The following is a 20,217-nucleotide window of genomic DNA, read 5'->3' on the forward strand; positions in this document are numbered from 1 at the left end:
GCCGCAGTCGGGCGGTTCGCCGCGCGTCCCCGCGGCGGCGAAACGGGGAAGGGCCCGGGCAGCGTGCGCTGCCCGGGCCCTTCCCGGTGAGGTCCTGCGACTAGTCGCGGGGCTTCTCGACCATCTCGGTGGTCTCGATCTCGTCGCCGATCTGGATGTCGTTGTACTTGCCGAGGCCGATACCGGCCTCGAAGTCCACCTTCACCTCGGTGACGTCGTCCTTGAAGCGGCGCAGCGATTCGATGGCCAGGCCATCGGCGATGACGACGCCCTCGCGGATGACACGAGCCTTCGCGTTTCGCGTGATCGTGCCGGAGCGCACGATGACACCGGCGATGTTGCCGAACTTGGAGGAACGGAACACCTCGCGGATCTCCGCGACACCCGACTGCTTCTCCTCGTACTCGGGCTTGAGCATGCCCTTGAGCGATGCCTCAATGTCGTCGAGTGCGTTGTAGATGACGTTGTAGAAGCGGATGTCGATGCCCTCGCGCGCAGCGCGCTCGCGAGCCTTGACATCGGGGCGCACGTTGAAGCCGATGACGATCGCGTTGTCGATCGTGGCGAGATCCACGTCCGACTCGGTGATCGCGCCGACGCCGCGGTGCAGGATCCGGAGCTGGACCGAATCGTCCACCTCGATCTTCATGAGCGATTCCTCGAGCGCCTCAACGGCACCCGACACGTCGCCCTTGATGATGAGGTTGAGCGACTCGACCTTGCCATCCTCCAGCGCCTTCGTGAACTCCTCGAGGCTGATGCGCTTGCGGGCCTTGGCCAGCTGCGCGTTGCGCTCGGCGGCCTCACGCTTCTCAGCGATCTGGCGGGCCGTGCGGTCCTCGGGCGTGACGATGAAGTTGTCACCGGCGCGCGGGACGCTCGAGAGACCCTGCACCTGCACGGGACGCGAGGGCAGTGCCTCGGCGACCGGTTCGCCGTTCTCGTCGCTCATGGCGCGCACGCGGCCATAGGCCGTGCCCGCGACGATCGCATCGCCGACGCGGAGCGTACCCGACTGGATGAGCACGGTGGCAACCGAGCCGCGACCCTTGTCGAGCTTCGCCTCGATGGCCACACCGCGCGCGTCCTTGTCCGGGTTCGCGCGCAGGTCGAGACCGGCGTCGGCGGTGAGGAGCACCGCGTCGAGCAGCTCGGTGATACCGATGTTGTTCTTCGCGGAGACGTCGACGAACATGACGTCGCCGCCCCACTCCTCGGAGACGAGGCCGAACTCGGTGAGCTGCTGGCGCACCTTCTCCGGGTTCGCGTCTTCCTTATCGATCTTGTTCACCGCGACCACGATCGGCACGTTCGCCGACTGGGCGTGGTTGAGCGCCTCGATCGTCTGGGGCATGATGCCGTCGTCCGCCGCGACCACGAGGATCGCGATGTCGGTGACCTGCGCACCACGGGCACGCATGGCGGTGAACGCCTCGTGACCCGGGGTATCGATGAAGGTGAGCGCGCGCTCGATGCCGTCGTGCTCGGTGTGCACCTGGTACGCACCAATGTGCTGCGTGATGCCACCGGCCTCGCCGCCACCGACGTTCGCCTTGCGGATCGCGTCGAGCAGTCGGGTCTTGCCGTGGTCGACGTGACCCATGACCGTGACCACCGGGGGACGCGGCTGCAGGACGTCGTCGCCCTCTTCCTCGAGCTCCGACTCGATGTCGATGTCGAAGCCCTCGAGGAGCTCGCGGTCCTCGTCCTCGGGCGAGACGACCTGGATCTTGTAGCCCAGCTCCTCGCCGAGGATCTGGAACGTCGCCTCGTCGAGCGACTCCGTCGCCGTCGCCATCTCACCGAGGTGGAACAGCACGGTCACGAGGTTCGACGCGCTCGTGTTGATCTTGTCAGCGAAGTCCGAGAGCGACGCGCCGCGGCGCAGACGGATCGGAGTCGACCCGTCGCCCCGAGGAACGCTCACGCCGCCGAGCGACGGCGCCTCGCGCATCTCGAATTCTGCCCGCTTCGCCCGCTTCGACTTGCGTGCCTTGCTCTTGGAGCCGCCACGACCGAACGCGCCAGCGGTGCCGGCACCACGACCGCCACGACCGCGGCCGGCGAAGCCGCCGCCGGGACGGGGGCCGCCGAAGCCGGTGCCGGGAGCACCCGCGCCGCCGCCGCCACCGGGGCGGGTGAAGCCGCCGGGACGACCGCCGCCGCCCGGACGGCCGGCGCCGCCGGGACGACCGGCGCCGGCACCCGCGCCCTGGGGGCGCGGAGCGGGCCGGGGGATGTTGCCGGGGTTCGGCCGACCGGCGCCGCCGCCGGGACGGCTCATGCCCTGGTTCGGCGCGAAGGGGTTGTTGCCGGGGCGCGGCGGGCGCGGAATGCCCATGCCCTGGCTCGACGCGAAGGGGTTGTTGCCGGGACGCGGGCCACCGGGCTTCGGAGCGCCGGGCTTGCTGCCGGGCTTCGCGGCGGGGGCACCGGGCTTCGCAGCGCCGGGCTTGGCCGCGCCGGGCTTCGCCGCAGCGGGCTTCGGTGCGCCGGGCTTCTCAGCGGTCGCGGGCTTCTCGGCGGCCGGAGCTGCGGGAGCCGCGGGCGCCGCCGGAGCGGGCTCGGGCTCGGCAGCCTGGGGTGCAGCCGGCTTCGGGCCGGGCCTCGGGCCGGGCTTCTGCGCGGCCGGACGCTTGGGGGCCGCAGGGGTCGCGGGCGCCTCGGCGGGCGTGCCGCCGACACCGTCGGCCGCGAGCGCTGCCTTGACCTTGCGCGCCACGGGGGGCGCGACGCTGGACGAGGACGCCTTGACGAACTCGCCCATCTCCTTCAGCTTGGCCAGAACGACCTTGCTATCGACACCGATCTCCGCAGCGATCTCGTGTACGCGTGGGTTTGCCACTTTTCTCCTGTCTGGGTTCACGCCAGACAGGCGAGAACCAAAATTACTGGACGGGTCTCATCGTGAGCCGCTCATTAGATGTCCATGAGTGTTTTCAGCCTGTTCTCTAAGGGGCCGGTATCGGGCTTGCCCGATACTCGCAGCGCGCGGGGAAAGGCCCCGCGCTTCACAGCTTGATCCAGACACTGGACCGTGGGATGCACCCACGCTCCTCGCCCCGGGAGCACCGCACGATCATCGACACACAGTCGACCGTCGCGCACTACGACCCGCAGCAGTTCCTCGCGTGGAGCGCGTTTCCGACACGCCACACAGGTCCGAACCGCATCCATCTTACCAGCTTCCTGTCTGTTCCTCTCGCCGACGGCGTGCCGTCCGCCGTGGGCGGAGCCGGCAGGCCGACGGCGCCGGAGCGGCCGGCCACGGAGCACCGGGCCGGCCGGACCGACCGAGCTAGTCGTTCATGATCGAGTCGGGCTGGATGTCGATCTTCGCGCCCGTCAGCTTCGCGGCGAGGCGGGCGTTCTGGCCCTCCTTGCCGATCGCGAGCGAGAGCTGGAAATCGGGCACCAGGGCGCGCACCTGCTTGAGCGACTCGTTCAGCATGAACACATCGGTCACCTTTGCCGGCGAGAGCGCGTTGGCCACGAACTTCGGGAGCTCGGGCGAGTAGTCGACGATGTCGATCTTCTCCTCGCCGAGCTCGCTCATGACGGCGCGCACACGGCCGCCCATCTCGCCGATGCACGTGCCCTTGGCGTTGATGCCCGCCTGCTTGGCGCGCACGGCGACCTTCGAGCGGTGGCCGGCCTCGCGGGCGAGCGAGACGATCTCGACGAGCCCCTCGGCGAGCTCAGGCACCTCCCGCTCGAAGAGCTTGCGCACGAGACCGGGGTGGGTACGCGACACGACGACCTGAGGGCCCTTCGTGCCCTTGGAGACGCTCGTGACGTATACGCGGATGCGCATACCGTGCGGGTACTTCTCACCCGGCACCTGCTCCTCGGGAGGCAGGATCGCCTCGAGCTCGCCGAGGTCGACGTGGACCATGCGCGGATTGGGCCCCTGCTGCACGACGCCCGAGACGACCTGGCCTTCGCGGTCCTTGAACGTGCCGAGCACGGCATCATCGCTCAGGTCACGCAGCCGCTGGTTGATGACCTGCTTGGCGGCACTCGATGCGACCCGACCGAACTCGTCGGTCGTGATGTAGGCCTCGCCGATCTTCTCGCCGGCGTCGTCGAGCTCGGGGACGAGCACCGAGATCTGGCCGGTCTTGCGATCCAGCGTCACGCGCACATCGGACTCGCGCGGCACCGGGATGTTCTGGTTCTCCGCGTGACGCAGGTACGCGGACTGGATGGCCTGCTCGATGATCTCGACGAGCTCGTCGAACGGAATCTCCTTCTCACGTTCGATCTGTCGCAGCGTTACCAGCTCGATCTTCACTGTGGCCTCCTTGTATTGAACTGTCTATTCAGCTGTCGCCGCCGGGCGAACCCGGAGGCGGAAGAGACTAGATTACTCCAGCGGCATGACAAGTGCCACCTGTTCCCGGCGCGGGAGCGTCGGGAACAGGTGGCACGTGACTGCGGCCGCAACGGCTCGCGGGGCCCCGGCAGGAGCCGCGCTCGCGGGTCTAGGCGGCGAAGAGGGCGGGGATGTCGACGATCGCGACCTTCTCCTTCGTGCCGTCGGCGCGGTTCCACACCTCGGCGAAGCCCTCGGCGGCGTCGCGGCCCACCACGACGACGCGGGGCACGCCGAGCAGCTCGGCGTCGCCGAACTTCACTCCGGGCGAGACCTTGGGGCGGTCGTCGAAGAGCACGTCGGCGCCGGCGGTCTCGAGCGAGGCGGCGAGCGTCTCCGCGATCTCGAAGACCGCGGCGTCGCGCCCGGTGGCCACGAGGTGCACGTCGAACGGCGCGATCGCCTCGGGCCAGATGAGGCCGCGATCGTCGTGGTGCAGCTCGGCGAGGATCGCCATGATGCGGGTCACTCCGATGCCGTAGGAGCCCATGGTCACGGTGACGAGCTTGCCGTTCTCGTCGAGCACCTTCAGCCCGAGTGCCTCGGCGTACTTGCGGCCGAGCTGGAACACGTGGCCGATCTCCATGCCGCGCGCCGTCTCGATCGGCCCGGAGCCGTCGGGTGCGGGATCCCCGTCGCGCACGGAAGCGATGTCCGCGACGCCGTCGGCGCCGAAGTCGCGCCCCATGACGAGGTGGGCGACGTGCTGCTCGGCGACGTTCGCCCCCGTGATCCACTCCGTGCCGGAGACGACGCGGGGGTCGAGGAGGTAGCGCACGCCGGTCGTGCCCTCGGTGCCGAGCACGGCCTGGCCGTCGAGCACGGGTCCGATGTAGCCGCGCACGAGGCCCGGGTGCTTCTCGAAGTCGGCCGCCGTCGCGGGCTCGACGTCGGCGCCACCGAAGACGACCTCGGCGCGCTTCATGTCGGCGTCGCGATCGCCGGGCATGCCGACCACCACGAGCTCGCGCTCGCCCCCGACGGGGGTGATGGCCAGGACGACGTTCTTGAGCGTGTCCGCGGCCGTCCAGGGTCGGCCGTCCGCGCGCGGGATCACCGCGTTCGCGTGCGCCACGAGCGTCTCGATCGTGGGGGTGTCCGGGGAGTCAAACACGGCGGCCGCGGGCGCGTCCGTGAAGTCGATCGCCTCGGGGATCGGCGTCTCGTACGCCTCGACGTTGGCCGCGTAACCGCCGGCCGAGCGCACGAAGGTGTCCTCACCGATCGGCGTGGGGAGCAGGAACTCCTCACTGCGCGAGCCGCCCATGGCCCCCGCGTCGGCCGACACGATGACGTACTCGAGCCCGAGCCGCGAGAAGATGCGCTCGTAGGCGTCGCGCTGCTTCTGGTAGCTCTCGGCGAGGCCCTCGTCCGTCACGTCGAAGGAGTACGCGTCCTTCATCGTGAACTCGCGGCCGCGGAGCAGGCCGGCGCGGGGCCGCGCCTCGTCGCGGTACTTGTCCTGGATCTGGAAGAGCTGCAGGGGCAGGTCCTTGTAGGACGACACGATGTCCTTCACCATGAGCGTGAAGGCCTCCTCGTGCGTGGGAGCGAGCAGGTGGTCGGCGCCGTGCCGATCCTGCAGGCGGAACATCGTCTCGCCGTACTCGTCCCAGCGGCCCGTGGCCTCGTAGGGTTCGCGGGGCAGCAGCGCGGGGAAGTGCACCTCGTGCGCGCCAGCCGCGGCCATCTCCTCGCGGATGATCTGCTCGAGCTTGCCCTTCACGCGGAGGCCGAGTGGCAGCCACCCGAAGACGCCCGGCGACTGGCGCCGGATGTAGCCCGCCCGCACCAGCAGCTTGTGGCTGGCGACCTCGGCGTCCGCGGGGTCCTCGCGGAGAGTCTTCAGGAAGTAGTTGCTGAGCCGTGTGATCACCCCACCATCGTAGCCCTCTCCCGCGGTGATGACCGCCTAGGCTGGGGCCATGCGTGCGTGGACGAGGTGGGCGGCTCCGCTCGCCGTGCTCGCCGTGCTCGCCGTGCTCGCCCTCGCGGCGCTCCTGCGCTTCTGGGCGCTCGGCCGACCGGGCACGCTCGTCTTCGACGAGATCTACTACGTGCGCGACGCGATCAGCCAGCTCGCCCACGGCTTCCCCACGGTCTGGCCGGACGACGACCCCTCCATGGCGGGCGCACGCGCGACCGCCTTCGGCGCCGAGGCGTCGAACGCGGTGCACCCGCCGCTCGGGAAGTGGCTCATCGGTCTCGGGATCCTGGTGTTCGGCCCCGAGAGCGGCTGGGGCTGGCGCAGCGCCGCCGCGCTCTCGGGCGTCGCGACGGTGGGGATCGTCATGCGACTCGGGTGGCTCATGTCGCGCAGCATGGTCGTGGCGTGCACCGCGGGGCTGCTCCTCGCGGTCGACGGGGTGCACGTCGTGCTCAGTCGCGTCGGCCTGCTCGACGGGTTCCTCGCCACCGCGATCGCGCTCGGCGCCCTGTTCGTCTGGCGGGATCAGCTCGCGCTCGCCGCGCGCGCGGAGCGCTGCGCACCGGATCGGCCGCTTCCCGTGTGGTGGGGGCGCCCCTGGCTCCTTGCCGCCGCGGCGGCGTTCGGCGCTGCCGCGGCCATCAAGTGGTCCGGGCTCTACCCCCTCGCGTGCTTCCTCATCCTCGTCACGGTGCGGGATCTGCTCGCGCGGCTCCGGCGGCGGGACCCCCGCGCCGTGCTGCGCGCGGTCGGGCAGGCTGCGGCGAGCGCGGCCCTCGCGCTCCCCACGGCGGCGCTCGTCTATCTGGCGAGCTGGGCGGGCTGGATCATCGCGCCGGGCGGGTGGGCCCGGGAGGCCGGCGTGCCGTGGCCGGTCTCGCTCCTCGCCTACCACCGCGAGATGCTCGGGTGGCACAGCACACTGAGCGCACCGCACCCGTACCAGTCGCACCCGCTCAGCTGGCCGCTCGCGCTGCGCCCCACCGCGATGTACGAGCAGCGCTCGGGCATCGAGTGCGCTGCCGCGGATTGCGTCGCGGCCGTCTCCCCGCTCCCGAACCCGCTTGTGACCTGGGGCGGGGTGATCGCTCTCGGCGTGCTCGTCTGGCTGATCGTGCGCGCGCTGCGCGGCGCGAGCGGCCCGGCCGCGCGGCACGCGGTCCCGGGAGGCGGGTCCGGAGCCGGCGCGGCCCCGGGTTTCGGGGGCGGGATCGCTACCGCGCTCCCCCTGCCGTTCGCCACGGCCGCCGCGTTCGTCGTCACGGGGTATCTCTCGGGCTGGCTCCCCTGGGTGGCCACCGTCAGCCGCTCCGCGGTGTTCCAGTTCTACGCCGTCGTCCTCACGCCGTTCTCCGCGCTCGCCCTCGCGCTCGTGCTCGGGGTGCTGTGCCGCGTCGGGGCGCTCGGGCGCGCGGCCGAGCTGCCGGGCGGCCCTGGCGCGCAGGGACTCGGTCTCCGGCCCCTCGATGCGGCCGAGCTCCTGGGCCGCCGCGGCGCCGCCGCGGTCTTCCTCGCGCTTGCCGTGGCGCTCGGGGTGTTCTTCTTCCCCCTGTGGTCCGGGATGCCCGTGCCGGAGGGGTTCTGGCGAGCGCACCTCTGGCTCCCCGGCTGGGACTGAGCGGCCGGAGCTGGCCGCCTCAGAGCAGTCGGCGCGCGAGCGCCCAGGCGGTGAGCTCGTGCCGATTCGAGAGCTGGAGCTTCCGCAGCACCTTCGAGACGTGCGTCTCGACCGTCTTCACCGAGAGGAACAGCTCCGCGGCGACCTCCTTGTAGGCGTAGCCGCGCGCGATCATCCGCATGACCTCCTGCTCGCGGGCGGTGAGCCGGTCGAGCTCGTCATCGGCCGCCGCGGTCTCTCCCCCGCCCGCGCCGAACGCGTCGAGCACGAAGCCCGCGAGTCGCGGCGAGAACACCGCGTCGCCGCCGTTCACCCGCGCGACCGCCGAGGTCACCTCTGCGCCAGAGGCGGTCTTCGTGAGGTAGCCCCGCGCGCCCGCACGGATCACGCTCACCACGTCGTCGGCCGCATCGGACACGCTGAGCGCGAGCACGCGCGTCTCCGCGCTCCCCGGGAGCTCCGCGATCCGGCGCAGCACCTCAGCGCCGCCGCCTCCGTCGCCGCCGGGGAGGTGCACGTCGAGGAGCACGACCTCGGGCAACGTCTCGGCGATCACGGCGACCGCCTCGTCGACGGTGGCCGCCTCTCCGACCACGTGCAGCTCCGGCCCGAGCTCCGCGCGGAGACCGGTGCGGAAGATCTGGTGGTCGTCGACGATCACGACGCGGATCGCTTCGGGCGTCGCAGCACTCATCGTTCGTCCTCCTGGGTCACGGGTCCATTCTCCTCCGGCGCGGCGCGGAGCATCGACAAGCGCACCGAGGTCCCGCCGCCCGGGCCGGGCACGATCCGCGCCGTGCCGCCGGCGCGCTCCATCCGGCCGAGGATCGACTCGCGCACGCCCATGCGGTCGGCGGGGAGCGCACTCGGGTCGAGGCCCGGGCCGCGATCGGTGACGTCGATCGAGACCCGCTCGCCGTTCGACTCGAGGTAGACGGTCACGTCGCCGCCCGCGTGCCGCGCGGCGTTCAGCATCGCCTCGCGCGCGGCGGCGACGATCGCTTCGGGGGCGATCCCGGCGGCGCCCACCTCGACCACCTCGAAGCGGACCGGGTGGTGCGCCTCCAGTGCGGCCGCGTGCGTGCGCAGCTCCTCGGCCGCGGCCTCGCGCTCGCGCGGCGGAGCCCCGTCGGCGGTGCGGAACAGCCATTCCCGCAGCTCGCGCTCCTGCCCGCGGGCGATCCGGGCCACCTCGCTGCCGGGGGCCGAGCGCTGCTGGATCAGCGCGAGCGTCTGGAGCACGGAGTCGTGGAGGTGCGCCGCGATATCGGAGCGCTCAGCCTCTCGGGCGCGCGCCGCGCGCTCGGCCATGAGTTCGCGGTTGAGGCGCAGCAGCCAGGGCGAGATGGCGAGCGCGACCCCCGCGAGCACCGCGAACGCCGCCGTGATGACCGTCCACGCGTTGGGTTCGCGGGCGGTGATGAAGAACATGAGCACGCCGGCCGCGACGAGCGCGAGGGCGCCAAGCACGCGGGGCACCTGGTTGCGGTCCGGTCGGTTGCGGTCGGCGATCTGCCACCAGGTGAGGCCGACGCCGACGAGGACCGCCATGGCGGGGAGCAGCAACTCGAGGTTGATGCGTACGCCGAGCCGCACGAGTACGAAGCCGATGCCGGTCACGAGGAGGCAGGCGCCGAGGAGCAGCTCGGCGATCGGCCAGCGCGCACCCCGATCCCGCGCGGTCCCCTCGCTCGGGCCCGGGGCCGCGGGATGCACGATTGCCGAACTCGAGTCCGCGGACTTCGAATCCGCGGACTTCGAACGGGGCGGAGACGCTCCGGGCGCCGCGGGTGCCGTCGGTACCGCGGGTGTCACAGGGGCCACGGGGGCCACGGGCGCCACGGGCGCCACGGCTGCCACAGCGGGAGCGGGGACCACGGGGAGAGCGGCGCGTGCCTCGGGAGCAGCGGTCGGGGCTGCGGGCGCCACCGCGGTCCGCACCGGGTCAGCCGCTCCCGCTTCCCCGGCCGGTCGCGTGAGCGCGCTGCGCAGCGGCAGCACCCCCGTCGTCTCGCCCGCGCGGGGCACCGTCGCCCAGAGCCACCCGTAGAAGAGCACGCCCGCGCCGCCCATGAGCGCAAGGCCCACCATCACGGCGCGCACCACCGCCGTGGGCACGCCGAGGTGCGCCGCGAGTCCGCCGCACACGCCGGCGAGCAGGCGATCGTCGGTCGCGCGCACGAGCGGGGTCCTGGTCATGCTCCCATCCAAGCAGCACGAGCCGGGATCGGGGACTTCCGGCCCCGCATTTCAGGGTCGGGTCAGGGGGAACCCCCATAGCCCCGGGGTCCCGCGGTCGCCCAGACTGGAGCCATGAATGATATCCCCTCCTCCGATCAGCCCGGTGGCCAGCCCTCGGGCCAGCCCGCAGGGACGCCCGGCGGCGCCCCCTTCGGGAGCGGCTTCTTCGCCTGGATCCGCGGCCTCGGCATCGTCCGCGGCAACGACCGCTGGTTCGCGGGCGTCGCCGGTGGCATCGCCGCGCGGGCCGGGATCGACCCGCTCATCGTGCGCGGCATCTTCATCGTCCTCGCCGTGCTCGGCGGGCCCGGGATCCTGCTCTACCTGCTCGGCTGGCTCCTCCTCCCTGACTTCACCGGCCGCATCCACGTGGAAGACATCTTCCGGGGGCGAGCGCACGCCGGGGTCGTGACGGCGGCGATCGTCTTCGCCACGCTCGTCCTGATCCCGGCGTTCTTCTCGATCTTCTCCCCCGGGGCGTCGCCCTTCAGCGTGTGGGGCTGGGGCGTGTGGGGCGCGATCGGCATTCCCGAGTGGCTGCGCGGCACCCTCGCGTGGCTGTGCTGGATCGCGATCATTGTCGGTGGCGCCTTCTGGCTGCGCGCCGTGCTGCTTCGGCGCGGGCGATCCGCCGCTGAGCGCGAGGCCGCTGCGGGTGCCGCGGCAGGTTCCGCAGCGGGTGCGGCGGCCGCCGAGGCAGCCGGAGCCGCGCAGGCTGCGGCGGATGCCGCGGCGGGGGCAGCCTCCGCTGCTGGCGATGCGGCGCGCGGGGCGGCGAACTCCGCGGGTGCCGCAGGCAGTGCGGCGGCCGCCGACTTCACGGCGCAGGCACGAGCCTTCGCCGATCGCACCGAGCAGGCCGCGCAGCGCGCCTCCGAGAGCGCGTCCGAGTGGGGCCAGCGCGCATCCGCGCAGGCCACCCGCTGGAGCGAAGAGGTGGGCCGCCAGGCCGACGAGTGGAGCGCACGGTACGCCGAGCACCACGACGCGCACCGCATGGGCGTCGCGCAGTCGGTGATCACGCTCGCGCTCGCGCTCCTCGCCGGCGGCGTGAGCGCCGCCTGGGCCCTCACCGTGCTGTCGGTGTCGCCCACCACAGCCATGATCGGCGGGCTCACGGTCGCGGTCGCCGTGCTCGCGGTGTCGATCATCATCGCCGGGATCCGCGGACGGCACACGGGCTGGATCGGTTTCCTCGCGACGTGCGGCGTCGCCGCCCTCCTCATCACGGTCGTGCTTCCGTGGGGCACGCGCTTCCAGCCGTTCGGCACGATGCACGTGGCCGGAACCGAGGCGCCGGGCACCGTGCTCATCGCGGGCACGAGCCAGATCGATCTCACGTCGCTCGACGACCGCGAGCCCCGCGCGGAGACGCTCGAGGTGTGGCAGCTCGCGGGCAACGCCGAGATCGAGCTCCCCGATCACGCTCCCGTCGTCGTGCAGGTGCGCCTGCTCGCGGGCGCGGTCACCGAGCTCGGCGACGAGCCCCGCAGCTCGGGCGGACCGTTCCTGCTCCGGAACATCTCGGCCAACCTCCCGCCGCGCGGGAGCGACGCCTACGACGCGGCGGCCGCCGAAGCCACGGTCGTCACGGTCACAATGCTTGCGGGCCGGGTCGAGGTCGACGGCGTCCGGGAGGCCAGCGCCGAGCGCGCGCCCCGTGCGAACGAGCAGTCGGGTTCGGCCGGGTCGGAGCGCGACCAGGCGAACGCCGATGAGCGGTCGCGACTGGAGGCCGAGGACCGGGAGCGCACCCGCATCGAATCGGAGATCGATCGCATCGATTGGAAGCTGAGCGAGCCGGGTCTGAGCGATCGCGCGGCACGTGAACTGGAATCCTCCCGCGAGGCGCTGATCGACGCGCTGGACGGTCTGACCACGGAGGTGGCACGATGAACGCCCACGAGAACGCCGCCGGAGCGGCTCCCCTGCCGGGCGAGGGCGCGGCGCAGGATCCCGCGCAGCCGGGCGCCACGCAGCCGGGCGCCGCGCAGCCGGGCGCCGCGCAGCCGGATCCCGCGCAGCAGGATCCCGCGCCGGAGTTCCCGCAGCCGGAGCAGCCGGAGCAGCCGGAGCAGCCGGCCCAGCAGGCCCAGCAGGCCCAGCAGGCCCAGCAGGCCCACCCTGCCGCGGCAGCTCCGGCACCAGCTCCCGCACCGCGCCGCAAGCCGGCGCCGCGCACCGGCCCGATCGTGTGGGGCGCGCTCGTGCTCGCCTTCTGCGGCTACATCGCGCAGCGCATGCTCGGCACGGACGGCTTCGATGCGGCGACCTGGATCGCAGCGACCACGATCGGGCTCGGCGTGCTACTGCTCGGTGTCGGCGCGGCCGTGCTGATCAGGAACCGGCGCCGCTAGCGGCACCCGCCCCCGCACGGGCACCCGACAGCCCACCCAAATCGCTTCGACTTTGCTCCGGTATTCGCCCCCGATACCGGAGCAAAGTCGAAGCGATTTGCTGCGGCGCGGGGCGCAGCGCGGGGCGGGCCAGCTAGGACCGGATGCGCGGGATCTCGCGGGTCTGCGTCGAGATCCAGTGGAGCGGAACCTCGATCGAGACCTTCGTGCCGCCCCCCTCATCGGGTGCCCAGACGATGCTGCCGCCGAGCTCGCCCTCGACGAGGGTGCGCACGATCTGCGTGCCGAGCCCGTCGCCGACGGTGCCGCCGGGAAGCCCCGTGCCCGTGTCGACGACCTCGACGGCGAGGCGCTCCTCCGTGCGGTCGGCGCGCACGAACACCGATCCCTCGCGGCCCGCGAGCCCGTGCTCCACCGCGTTCGTGACGATCTCCGTGAGCGCGAGCGCGAGCGGCGTCGCGTACTCCGAGGGGAGCTCGCCGAAGGCGCCCTCCTTGTGCGGGTGCACCGTCGTGCCGTGCAGGCTTGCCACCTCGGCGGCGAGCCCCACGACCCGATCGAACACCTCGTCGAAGTCGACGATCTGCGAGAGCCCCGTCGAGAGCGTGTCGTGCACGACCGCGATCGCCGCGACGCGGCGCATGGCCTGGCCGAGCACCTGCTTCGCCTCCTCGCTGCGCGCGCGGCGGGCCTGCACGCGCAGCAGCGAGGCCACGGTCTGCAAGTTGTTCTTCACGCGGTGGTGGATCTCGCGGATCGTCGCGTCCTTCGTGATGAGCTCCTGCGCCTGCTGGCGGAGCTCCGTGACGTCGCGCGTGAGCACGACACCGCCGACGCGCTTCCCGTCGCGGATCACGGGGATCGAGCGGAGCGTCACCGTGCGGCCGCGCGCATCGATCTCGACGCGCTTCGCGATCTTTCCCTGCGCGATGAGCGGCAGGGACTCGTTCGTGTCGAACTGCCCCTTCACGACCTCGGCGATCACCTCGGCGAAGTTCTCGCCCTCGATCTCATCGCGGTAGCCGAGCGTGGTGAAGGTGGTCTGCGTGTTCGGGCTCGCGAACGTGGCCTCGCCGTCGAGGTTGATCCGCACGAGGCCGTCGGAGGCGCGGGGGGATCCCTGCTCCCCGCCGCGGGTGTTGCCTGGCGCCGGGAAGAGCCCCTCCTGGATCATGTCGAGCAGGTCGCCCGCGACCTCGCGGAACGCTGCGCCGATGCGGGAGGCGGGCTGCGTATCCGCGACGCTCGTGTGCACCGTGATCACGGCGAAGGGCCCGTGCACGGCGCCCTGGGCGTCGCGGCGGCTCACCGAGTACGCCGTGAGGCGCATCGGGTTCTCCTCGTACCAGGCCGGCGAGGTCGAGGCCGCGCGCTCCCCCGTCTCGATCGCCTGGTCGACGATCCCGCGCCAGTCGGGGCGGAGGAAGTCGCCGATCACGTCGCGGTAGAACAGCGTCACCGAGCCGGCTGGGCGGCTGTGCGCCGCCGCGAGGTAGTCGCCGTTCTCCGTCGGCACCCAGAGCACCACGTCGCTCAGCGCGAGATCGGCGAGCAGTTGCAGGTCGAGGGTGAGCAGCTCAAGCCACTCGATCTCCTCTTCGCTGATGGAGGAGTACTTCGTTGCAAGGTTCCGGAGAGTGGCCACGTCACCAGCGTAGAGCACGGGCACCGCGGGGAGGCGACGACGCGGATGGGCGCCCCGAACGCACAGTGCGCAAACGCCGTTGACGCCCGGTAGGACCCGCTTCCTAAGGTGGGCTGCGCGGGCATCGAGGCCCGCGCACCGCTCTCCCGGCCGCACGGGCGACACCGGGGGAAATCGCGCAGCGCAGCAGATCCGGGACCCTCGAAAGGACCCCGCATGACGCCATCCCTCGGTGCTGCCCGCGCACCGCTCCCGCCCCGCCTCCGGCTGGTTCCCCCGCCGCAGCCAGCTGGGCCGCGAATGGGGCCGCGAACGGAGCCGCCGCAGCCGACGGCGCAGCGGCCGGAGTCGCAACCGCGACCGGAGCCCCTGGCGCCACCGCGCCCGCTCCGCGACGCGGTCCGCGAGGACCCGCCGCTCCCCGCGGCCGCGATCCAGCGCCTCGCACTGTGCGCGGCCGAGGTGCTCGACGGCAGCCGCGCGATCGGCCAGCTCGCCGGGGCGATCACGGAAGAGGTTGCGCAGGAGCTCGCCGCGCGGCGCGCACTGCGCACGGAGCGGCGCACGCTCTACCGGGACGAGCGACGCGTGGTGCCCGTGCCCGGGCCGCCGCACGCGAGCGCGCCGCGCCCCGGAGTGGTGGAGGCCGCGGTGGTGCTCCACGCCCCCGGGCGCACGCACGCCGTCGCACTCCGCTTCGAAGTGCGCCGGGGCGCTTGGCGGGTGACGCACCTCACCGTGCTGTGAGCCGCGTCACCCGTGCCCCCGGCGTGCGCCGGGGGCCGTGCCGAACGGACCGGGATCAGGCCTCGGGCGTCGCGCTGCCGCGCAGGCGGGAGACCTCGTACAGCGCCACGCTCGCCGCGATTCCGGCGTTCAGCGACTCGGTGACCGCGTGGATCGGGATCGAGACGATCGCGTCGCACGTCTCGGTGACGAGGCGCGAGAGCCCCTTGCCCTCGGAGCCGATGACGATCACCATCGGGCGATCCGCGAGCTCGAGCCCAGGCAGCATGACGTCCCCGTCGCCGTCGAGACCGACGACGAAGATGCCCTGCTTCTTGTACTCCTTGAGCGTCTGCGTGAGGTTCGAGGCCATCGCGACGGGGATCCGCGCCGCGGCGCCCGCCGAGGTCTTCCACGCGGCCGAGTTCAGCCCGGCCGAACGGCGCTGGGGCACGATGACGCCCTGGCCGCCGAACGCGCCGACGGAGCGGATGATCGCGCCGAGGTTGCGGGGATCGGTCACACCGTCGAGCGCGACGATCAGCGGCGTCTCGTCGCGGTCGATGATCTCGTCGAGCATCTCCATGGGGTGCGCGTACGCCATGGGCGGCACCTTGAGCACGACGCCCTGGTGCACGGTATCGCGCTCGGTCATGCGGTCCATCTCGGGGCGCATGACCTCGAGCACGGGGACGTTGCGGTTCGTCGCGAGGCGGAGGATCTCGCGCATGCGGTCGTCCATCTCGACGCGCGCCGCGATGTACAGCGTCGACGCGGGGATCTTCGCGCGCAGCGCCTCGAGCACCGCGTTGCGGCCGGTGACGAGCTCGGACTCGTCCTTCTTGCGGGGTCCGCCCGCGCTGCGGCCGCGATCGAGCGTCTGCCCGGTGCGCGCGGCGTGGCGCTCCTTCGCAGCGGCGTAGCGCTCGCGCGACTTCTTCGCCTTGAAAGCGGCGTGGTACTCGCGGTCCTCCGCCTTGGGGGTGGGGCCGCGCCCCTCGAGGGCCTGGCGACCCTGCCCACCGGAACCGACGGCCTTGCCGAGGCCCTTCTTGCGGACGGCGCCGGTGCGGCTCTTCTTGTTACTCATGTCAGGCTCCAGCGGGTTCCAGTTGGGGTGTCTTCAAGGGCGATGCCCGCGTTCTGCAGGGTGTCGCGGATGGCGTCGCTCGCCGCGAAGTCGCGGGCGGCACGGGCGTCGGCGCGCTGCGCGATGAACGCGGCGACGAGGGTGTCGAGCGCGCGATCGCCGCGCGCATCGGTCCCGGATCCGGATCCCGCCCAGAGCGGATCGCGCGGATTCAGGCCGAGCACGTCGAGCATAGCGAGCGTTTCGGTGAGGCGCTCGGCCGCTGCCGGGTCGGCGGCGTCGAGCGCCGTGTTCCCGGCGCGGACGCTGCCGTGCAGCACGGCGAGCGCCTGCGGCACGGCGAAGTCGTCGAGCAGGGCGGCGACGAACTCGGCGGGCAACACGGTGACGCGATCGGCGAGGCTCGAGGTTTCCGCGGCCGGAGCCGCCTCGATCCCCGCGGCCTCGGCGCGCTCGAGGAAGCCCTCGATCCGCGAGAACGCGGCCTCGGCCTCGGCGAGCGAGCTCTCCGAGTAGTCGAGCACCGAGCGGTAGTGCGCGGCGCCCAGGTAGTAGCGCAGCACGATCGGTCGAGCGGCGGCCAGCAGATCGGCCGCGAAGAGCGAGTTGCCGAGCGACTTCGACATCTTCTGTCCGCCCGTGTTCACGAGCCCGTTGTGCACCCAGTAGCGGGCGAAACCGTGGCCGGCGGCCGTCGACTGCGCGAGCTCGTTCTCGTGGTGCGGGAAGCGGAGGTCGAGACCGCCTCCGTGGATGTCGAACTCCTCGCCGAGGTAGCGCTGCGCCATCGCCGAGCACTCGATGTGCCAGCCCGGGCGACCGCGGCCCCAGGGGGACGGCCAGGACGCCGTCTCGGGCTCGGAGGCCTTCGTCGCCTTCCACAGCGCGAAGTCACGGGGATCCCGCTTGCCCACGGGTTCCGAGTCGGCGGCGTCCTCCATCTGCTCACGGCGCTGCCGCGTGAGCGCGCCGTACTCGGGCCAGCTCGCGGTGTCGAAGTAGACGCTCGCCGAGCCGTCGGCGGCCGGGTACGCGTGCCCGCGCTCGATGAGACGCTCGATGAGCGCGACCATCTCGGCGATGTTGGCCGTGGCGCGCGGCTCGTACGTGGGAGCCTGCACGCCGAGCGCATCGTACGCCGCCGTGAACTCGCGCTCGATCCGGTAGGCGAGGGCGAACCAGCTCTCGCTGCCGCCGGCCTCCTGGCCGATGCGGGCGTTGTCGAGCACCTTGTCGTCGATGTCGGTGACGTTGCGGATCAGGGTGACGTCGTACCCCGTCGCCGCGAACCAGCGTCGGATCTGGTCGTACACGAGCGCGCTCCGCAGGTGCCCGATGTGGGGCGAGGACTGCACCGTCGGACCGCAGACGTAGAGGCCGACCCGTCCCGGTTCGCGGGGTTCGAAGTCGACGACCGCCTGCGCGCGGGAGTCATAGATGCGTTGCTTCACCCCTCAATCCTAACGTCCGCTGCCCGCGCCCCCTTCGGGGACGCGGGCAGCGGACGGAACGGGCTCAGTCGAGCGAGCCGCTCAGGAAGAACTGCATCTGCTTCGCGACGCTCACCGCGTGGTCGCCGAAGCGCTCGTGGTAGCGGCTCGCGAGGGTCGCATCGACCACACCGGTCGGGTTGTTCGCGAGCTTGTCGCTCAGCACCTTCTCGAAGACCTTGGCGTGCAACTCGTCGAGATCGTCATCGAGGTCGCGGACCTCGTCGATCACGCTCGGATCCTGCGTGCGCAGCAGCTCGACGATCTTCGACGCCATCTCCACGTCGAGCGCGGCCATGCGCACGAACGTCTTCGTGAGCCCCTTCGGAACGGCACTCTCCGGGTAGCGGTAGCGTGCGAGCTGGGCGATGTGCTGGGCGAGATCCGCCATCCGCTCGAGCGAGGCGCTCATGCGGAGCGCGCCGACGACGAGCCGGAGATCGGAGGCCACCGGCTGCTGGCGCGCGAGGATGTCGATCGCGAGCTGATCCAGCTCTGCGGCGAGCGCCTCGATCTCGTCCACGCCGTCGATGACCTGCTCGGCGACCGCGACGTCGGAGTTCCCGAACGCGCTCGTCGCGTTCTCGATCGCGTCCTCGACCAGCTCGGCGATCTTGACTAGTCGGTCCTGCACCTCGCGCAGCTCTTGCTGAAACACCTCACGCATGCGGTTTCCTCTCTTGGTTTCGCGCCTCCGGGCACCCTTCCCAGTGTGAAAGGCTCCGGTGAACCGGGCCGCACGGGGAGGTGAACAACAGTTGAACTCTGCCGGTTCGGTGAACCCCCACCCCTACGATGAGAGACATGGACCCGGCTTTGCTCGTGCTCGCCTCGACCGCACTCGGTGTGCTGGTCGGCGCTGGTACCACGGTAGCAATCGTGGGGGCGCGCCGAGCGGGGGTGCGACGAGCCGCGGAAATGCGGCCCGAACTCCCCGAGGTGGCGACCTCCATTCTCGACGAGATCGACACGTTTGCGGTGATTCTCGACTCATCACTCGCCCCCGTGTACGCGAATCCGACGGCGCGCGAGGAGCGGCACATCGGCGACGCGGAGCTCGCCGATCCGGACTTCCTCGGGCGCGTGCGACAGGTCATGTCGACAGGGATCCCGGACACCCACGAGCCGGATCCCAGCAACCCCGCGGACACCGTGCGGATCCACATCGTTCGCTTCCAGCGCCGCTTCGTGCTGATCCTCGCGGAGGACCAGGGCGAGGAACAGCGGGTGAACGCCATGCGCCGCGACTTCATCGCGAACGTGAGCCACGAGCTGAAGACCCCGATCGCCGCGATCGGGCTCCTCGCGGAGGCGACGCAGCAGGCCGCGGACTCCCCCGAGCTCGTGCGCGACTTCTCGAAGAGCCTCGTAAAGGAGTCCCGGCGTCTCGGGGAGCTCTCGCGCGACATCATCCAGCTGTCGGAGGCGCAGTCGGCGCTGCGGCCCGAGGACCGCGAGCCGGTGTCGCTCCGCGACCTCGTGCGGGGCGAGGTCGACTCCCACCGCGACTTCGCCGGCCAGCACGGCGTCGAGCTCGTCGTCACCGACGAGTCCTCGGCCGACGACGCGACGATCATGGGGCGCCCCACCTCGCTCGCCTCGGCCGTCGCGAACCTGCTGTCGAACGCGATCCGGCACTCGCCCGATGGCGGCCGCGTGGGGATCGGCATGCGCTCCGACAAGAGCGGATTCACCGTGACGGTCACCGACCAGGGCGAGGGGATCGCCCCCGAGCACCTCCCCCGCATCTTCGAGCGCTTCTACCGGGTCGACGGCGCGCGCACCCGCGGCGACGGCGGCACCGGCCTCGGCCTGAGCATCGCCAGGCACTCGATGCGCGCGCACGGCGGCGACGTCGACGTATGGTCGCAGCCGGGCGTGGGATCGAGTTTCACGCTCACGTTCCCCGTGCACGACTCCGCCAATCCTGAGAAGGGCGCGAAGCGCATGAAGAAGGCGAAGCGCGCGGCACGCGCGGCCGCTCGCAGCGCGCAGCCCGGTCCCCCCGAAGCCCCCCAGAAGTCCGCTCCCCAGAAGGGAACCCGCTAGTGGCCCAGCACATCCTGCTCGTCGAGGACGAGGAATCGATCTCCCGCCCGCTCGCATTCCTGCTGGAGCGCGAGGGCTACCGGGTGACGGTCGTGGACGACGGATCGGCGGCGCTCACCGAGTTCGGCTCGGCGAACCCCGACCTCGTGCTCCTCGACCTCATGCTCCCGAGCCTCCCCGGCACCGAGGTGTGCCGCGCGATCCGGCTCACCTCGCAGGTGCCGATCATCATGCTCACCGCGAAGGACAGCGAGATCGACATTGTCGTGGGCCTCGAGCTCGGCGCCGATGACTACATCACGAAGCCGTACTCGACGCGCGAGCTGCTCGCCCGCGTGCGCGCGGCGCTCCGCCGTTCGGGCTCTGTCGAGGAGGAGCGCGAGAGCTTCGACGCCTTCGTCCTCGACGAGCACGGGATCCGCCTCGACTCCGAGCGGCACTCCGTGACCGTGCGCGGCGAGGAGATCGCCATGCCGCTCCGCGAGTTCGAACTGCTCGAGATGCTCATGCGGCACTCGGGCCGCGTGCTCACCCGCGGTCAGCTCATCGACCGCGTGTGGGGCAGCAACTACTACGGCGACACGAAGACGCTCGACGTGCACGTGAAGCGGATCCGCGCGCGCATCGAGGAGGAGGCTTCCAAGCCGAAGCTCATCTCGACCGTGCGCGGCGTGGGCTACCGCTTCGGCTGATCCCGCC

General features: G+C 71.8%; 16 protein-coding genes and 1 pseudogene. 6 read left to right on the forward strand and 11 right to left on the reverse strand.

The window, feature by feature from the left end:
- Window positions 1-100 precede the first annotated feature (100 nt).
- The 4 genes from infB to U874_RS0111955 all read right to left on the reverse strand — a co-directional run bounded on the left by infB (window position 101) and on the right by U874_RS0111955 (window position 6,251).
- A complete protein-coding gene (infB, locus tag U874_RS0111945; RefSeq protein ID WP_025134770.1) occupies window positions 101-2,845 on the reverse strand; it encodes a translation initiation factor IF-2 in 2,745 nt (914 codons plus the stop codon).
- A gap of 74 nt (window positions 2,846-2,919) precedes the next feature.
- Window positions 2,920-3,177, reverse strand: coding sequence for a YlxR family protein (locus tag U874_RS15205; protein WP_081810011.1), 258 nt, complete (start codon window positions 3,175-3,177; stop codon window positions 2,920-2,922).
- Window positions 3,178-3,298: 121 nt separating this feature from the next.
- Window positions 3,299-4,294 (reverse strand): transcription termination factor NusA, encoded by a 996-nt coding sequence (nusA, locus tag U874_RS0111950; RefSeq protein ID WP_025134771.1) that lies wholly within the window; start codon window positions 4,292-4,294, stop codon window positions 3,299-3,301.
- Window positions 4,295-4,484: 190 nt separating this feature from the next.
- Window positions 4,485-6,251 (reverse strand): proline--tRNA ligase, encoded by a 1,767-nt coding sequence (locus U874_RS0111955; protein ID WP_025134772.1) that lies wholly within the window; start codon window positions 6,249-6,251, stop codon window positions 4,485-4,487.
- Between the two features lie 49 nt (window positions 6,252-6,300).
- Here U874_RS0111955 and U874_RS14455 point away from each other — a divergent pair, with 49 nt between their 5' ends.
- Window positions 6,301-7,920, forward strand: coding sequence for a phospholipid carrier-dependent glycosyltransferase (locus tag U874_RS14455; protein ID WP_025134773.1), 1,620 nt, complete (start codon window positions 6,301-6,303; stop codon window positions 7,918-7,920).
- Between the two features lie 19 nt (window positions 7,921-7,939).
- Here the strand turns inward: U874_RS14455 and U874_RS0111965 are convergent, their stop codons facing one another.
- Both U874_RS0111965 and U874_RS14875 read right to left on the reverse strand, forming a co-directional pair.
- On the reverse strand, window positions 7,940-8,614 hold the full coding sequence (locus U874_RS0111965) for a response regulator transcription factor (protein WP_025134774.1): 675 nt from the start codon (window positions 8,612-8,614) through the stop codon (window positions 7,940-7,942).
- Complete coding sequence (locus U874_RS14875; protein WP_025134775.1) at window positions 8,611-10,119, reverse strand: ATP-binding protein; 1,509 nt, start codon at window positions 10,117-10,119, stop codon at window positions 8,611-8,613. The genes U874_RS0111965 and U874_RS14875 overlap by 4 nt, the downstream gene beginning before the upstream one ends.
- A 114-nt stretch (window positions 10,120-10,233) precedes the next feature.
- Here U874_RS14875 and U874_RS15935 point away from each other — a divergent pair.
- Window positions 10,234-10,500: pseudogene (locus U874_RS15935) on the forward strand (PspC domain-containing protein); the annotation flags it as partial.
- Window positions 10,501-11,717: 1,217 nt separating this feature from the next.
- On the opposite strand, the gene U874_RS15940 reads toward U874_RS15935, so the two are convergent.
- Window positions 11,718-12,170 (reverse strand): hypothetical protein, encoded by a 453-nt coding sequence (locus U874_RS15940; RefSeq protein WP_369802355.1) that lies wholly within the window; start codon window positions 12,168-12,170, stop codon window positions 11,718-11,720.
- Between U874_RS15940 and U874_RS15695 the strand changes: the two genes are divergently transcribed.
- Entirely contained in the window at window positions 12,054-12,518 is a 465-nt protein-coding gene (locus tag U874_RS15695; RefSeq protein WP_025134777.1) for a hypothetical protein, read from the forward strand. The genes U874_RS15940 and U874_RS15695 overlap by 117 nt on opposite strands.
- A 133-nt stretch (window positions 12,519-12,651) precedes the next feature.
- Here U874_RS15695 and U874_RS0111985 read toward each other — a convergent pair whose 3' ends face one another.
- Window positions 12,652-14,163 (reverse strand): sensor histidine kinase, encoded by a 1,512-nt coding sequence (locus tag U874_RS0111985; protein WP_025134778.1) that lies wholly within the window; start codon window positions 14,161-14,163, stop codon window positions 12,652-12,654.
- 300 nt (window positions 14,164-14,463) lie between these two features.
- On the opposite strand from U874_RS0111985, the gene U874_RS15565 reads away from it, so the two are divergent.
- The gene (locus U874_RS15565; protein ID WP_025134779.1) at window positions 14,464-14,910 is read left to right on the forward strand and encodes an Rv3235 family protein; all 447 of its coding nucleotides are present in this window, start codon (window positions 14,464-14,466) and stop codon (window positions 14,908-14,910) included.
- Window positions 14,911-14,965: 55 nt separating this feature from the next.
- On the opposite strand, the gene rlmB is transcribed toward U874_RS15565, so the two are convergent.
- The 3 genes from rlmB to phoU all read right to left on the reverse strand — a co-directional run bounded on the left by rlmB (window position 14,966) and on the right by phoU (window position 18,136).
- Window positions 14,966-15,979, reverse strand: a complete 1,014-nt coding sequence (gene rlmB / locus U874_RS0111995; RefSeq protein WP_025134780.1) for a 23S rRNA (guanosine(2251)-2'-O)-methyltransferase RlmB — start codon at window positions 15,977-15,979, stop codon at window positions 14,966-14,968.
- A complete protein-coding gene (gene cysS / locus U874_RS0112000; protein WP_025134781.1) occupies window positions 15,976-17,430 on the reverse strand; it encodes a cysteine--tRNA ligase in 1,455 nt (484 codons plus the stop codon). Before cysS ends, rlmB begins: the two co-directional genes overlap by 4 nt.
- Window positions 17,431-17,494: 64 nt before the next feature.
- On the reverse strand, window positions 17,495-18,136 hold the full coding sequence (gene phoU / locus U874_RS0112005; RefSeq protein ID WP_025134782.1) for a phosphate signaling complex protein PhoU: 642 nt from the start codon (window positions 18,134-18,136) through the stop codon (window positions 17,495-17,497).
- 137 nt (window positions 18,137-18,273) lie between these two features.
- Between phoU and U874_RS0112010 the strand changes: the two genes are divergently transcribed.
- Entirely contained in the window at window positions 18,274-19,518 is a 1,245-nt protein-coding gene (locus U874_RS0112010; RefSeq protein WP_025134783.1) for a cell wall metabolism sensor histidine kinase WalK, read from the forward strand.
- A complete protein-coding gene (locus U874_RS0112015) occupies window positions 19,518-20,210 on the forward strand; it encodes a response regulator transcription factor (RefSeq protein WP_025134784.1) in 693 nt (230 codons plus the stop codon). The genes U874_RS0112010 and U874_RS0112015 overlap by 1 nt, the downstream gene beginning before the upstream one ends.
- The last annotated feature ends 7 nt before the right edge of the window (window positions 20,211-20,217 follow it).

The organism is Leucobacter sp. PH1c (assembly GCF_000633415.1).
Classification (GTDB): Bacteria; Actinomycetota; Actinomycetes; order Actinomycetales; family Microbacteriaceae; genus Leucobacter.

Bases quoted from the DNA above. Each gene is read 5' to 3' on its own strand.
- U874_RS14455 (WP_025134773.1), top strand. From the start codon at position 6,301: ATGCGTGCGTGGACGAGGTGGGCGGCTCCGCTCGCCGTGCTCGCCGTG.
- U874_RS14875 (WP_025134775.1), bottom strand. From the start codon at position 10,119: ATGACCAGGACCCCGCTCGTGCGCGCGACCGACGATCGCCTGCTCGCC.
- U874_RS15695 (WP_025134777.1), top strand. From the start codon at position 12,054: ATGAACGCCCACGAGAACGCCGCCGGAGCGGCTCCCCTGCCGGGCGAG.
- phoU (WP_025134782.1), bottom strand. From the start codon at position 18,136: ATGCGTGAGGTGTTTCAGCAAGAGCTGCGCGAGGTGCAGGACCGACTA.
- rlmB (WP_025134780.1), bottom strand. From the start codon at position 15,979: ATGAGTAACAAGAAGAGCCGCACCGGCGCCGTCCGCAAGAAGGGCCTC.
- U874_RS15205 (WP_081810011.1), bottom strand. From the start codon at position 3,177: ATGGATGCGGTTCGGACCTGTGTGGCGTGTCGGAAACGCGCTCCACGC.
- U874_RS0111965 (WP_025134774.1), bottom strand. From the start codon at position 8,614: ATGAGTGCTGCGACGCCCGAAGCGATCCGCGTCGTGATCGTCGACGAC.
- U874_RS15565 (WP_025134779.1), top strand. From the start codon at position 14,464: ATGGGGCCGCGAACGGAGCCGCCGCAGCCGACGGCGCAGCGGCCGGAG.
- U874_RS0112010 (WP_025134783.1), top strand. From the start codon at position 18,274: ATGGACCCGGCTTTGCTCGTGCTCGCCTCGACCGCACTCGGTGTGCTG.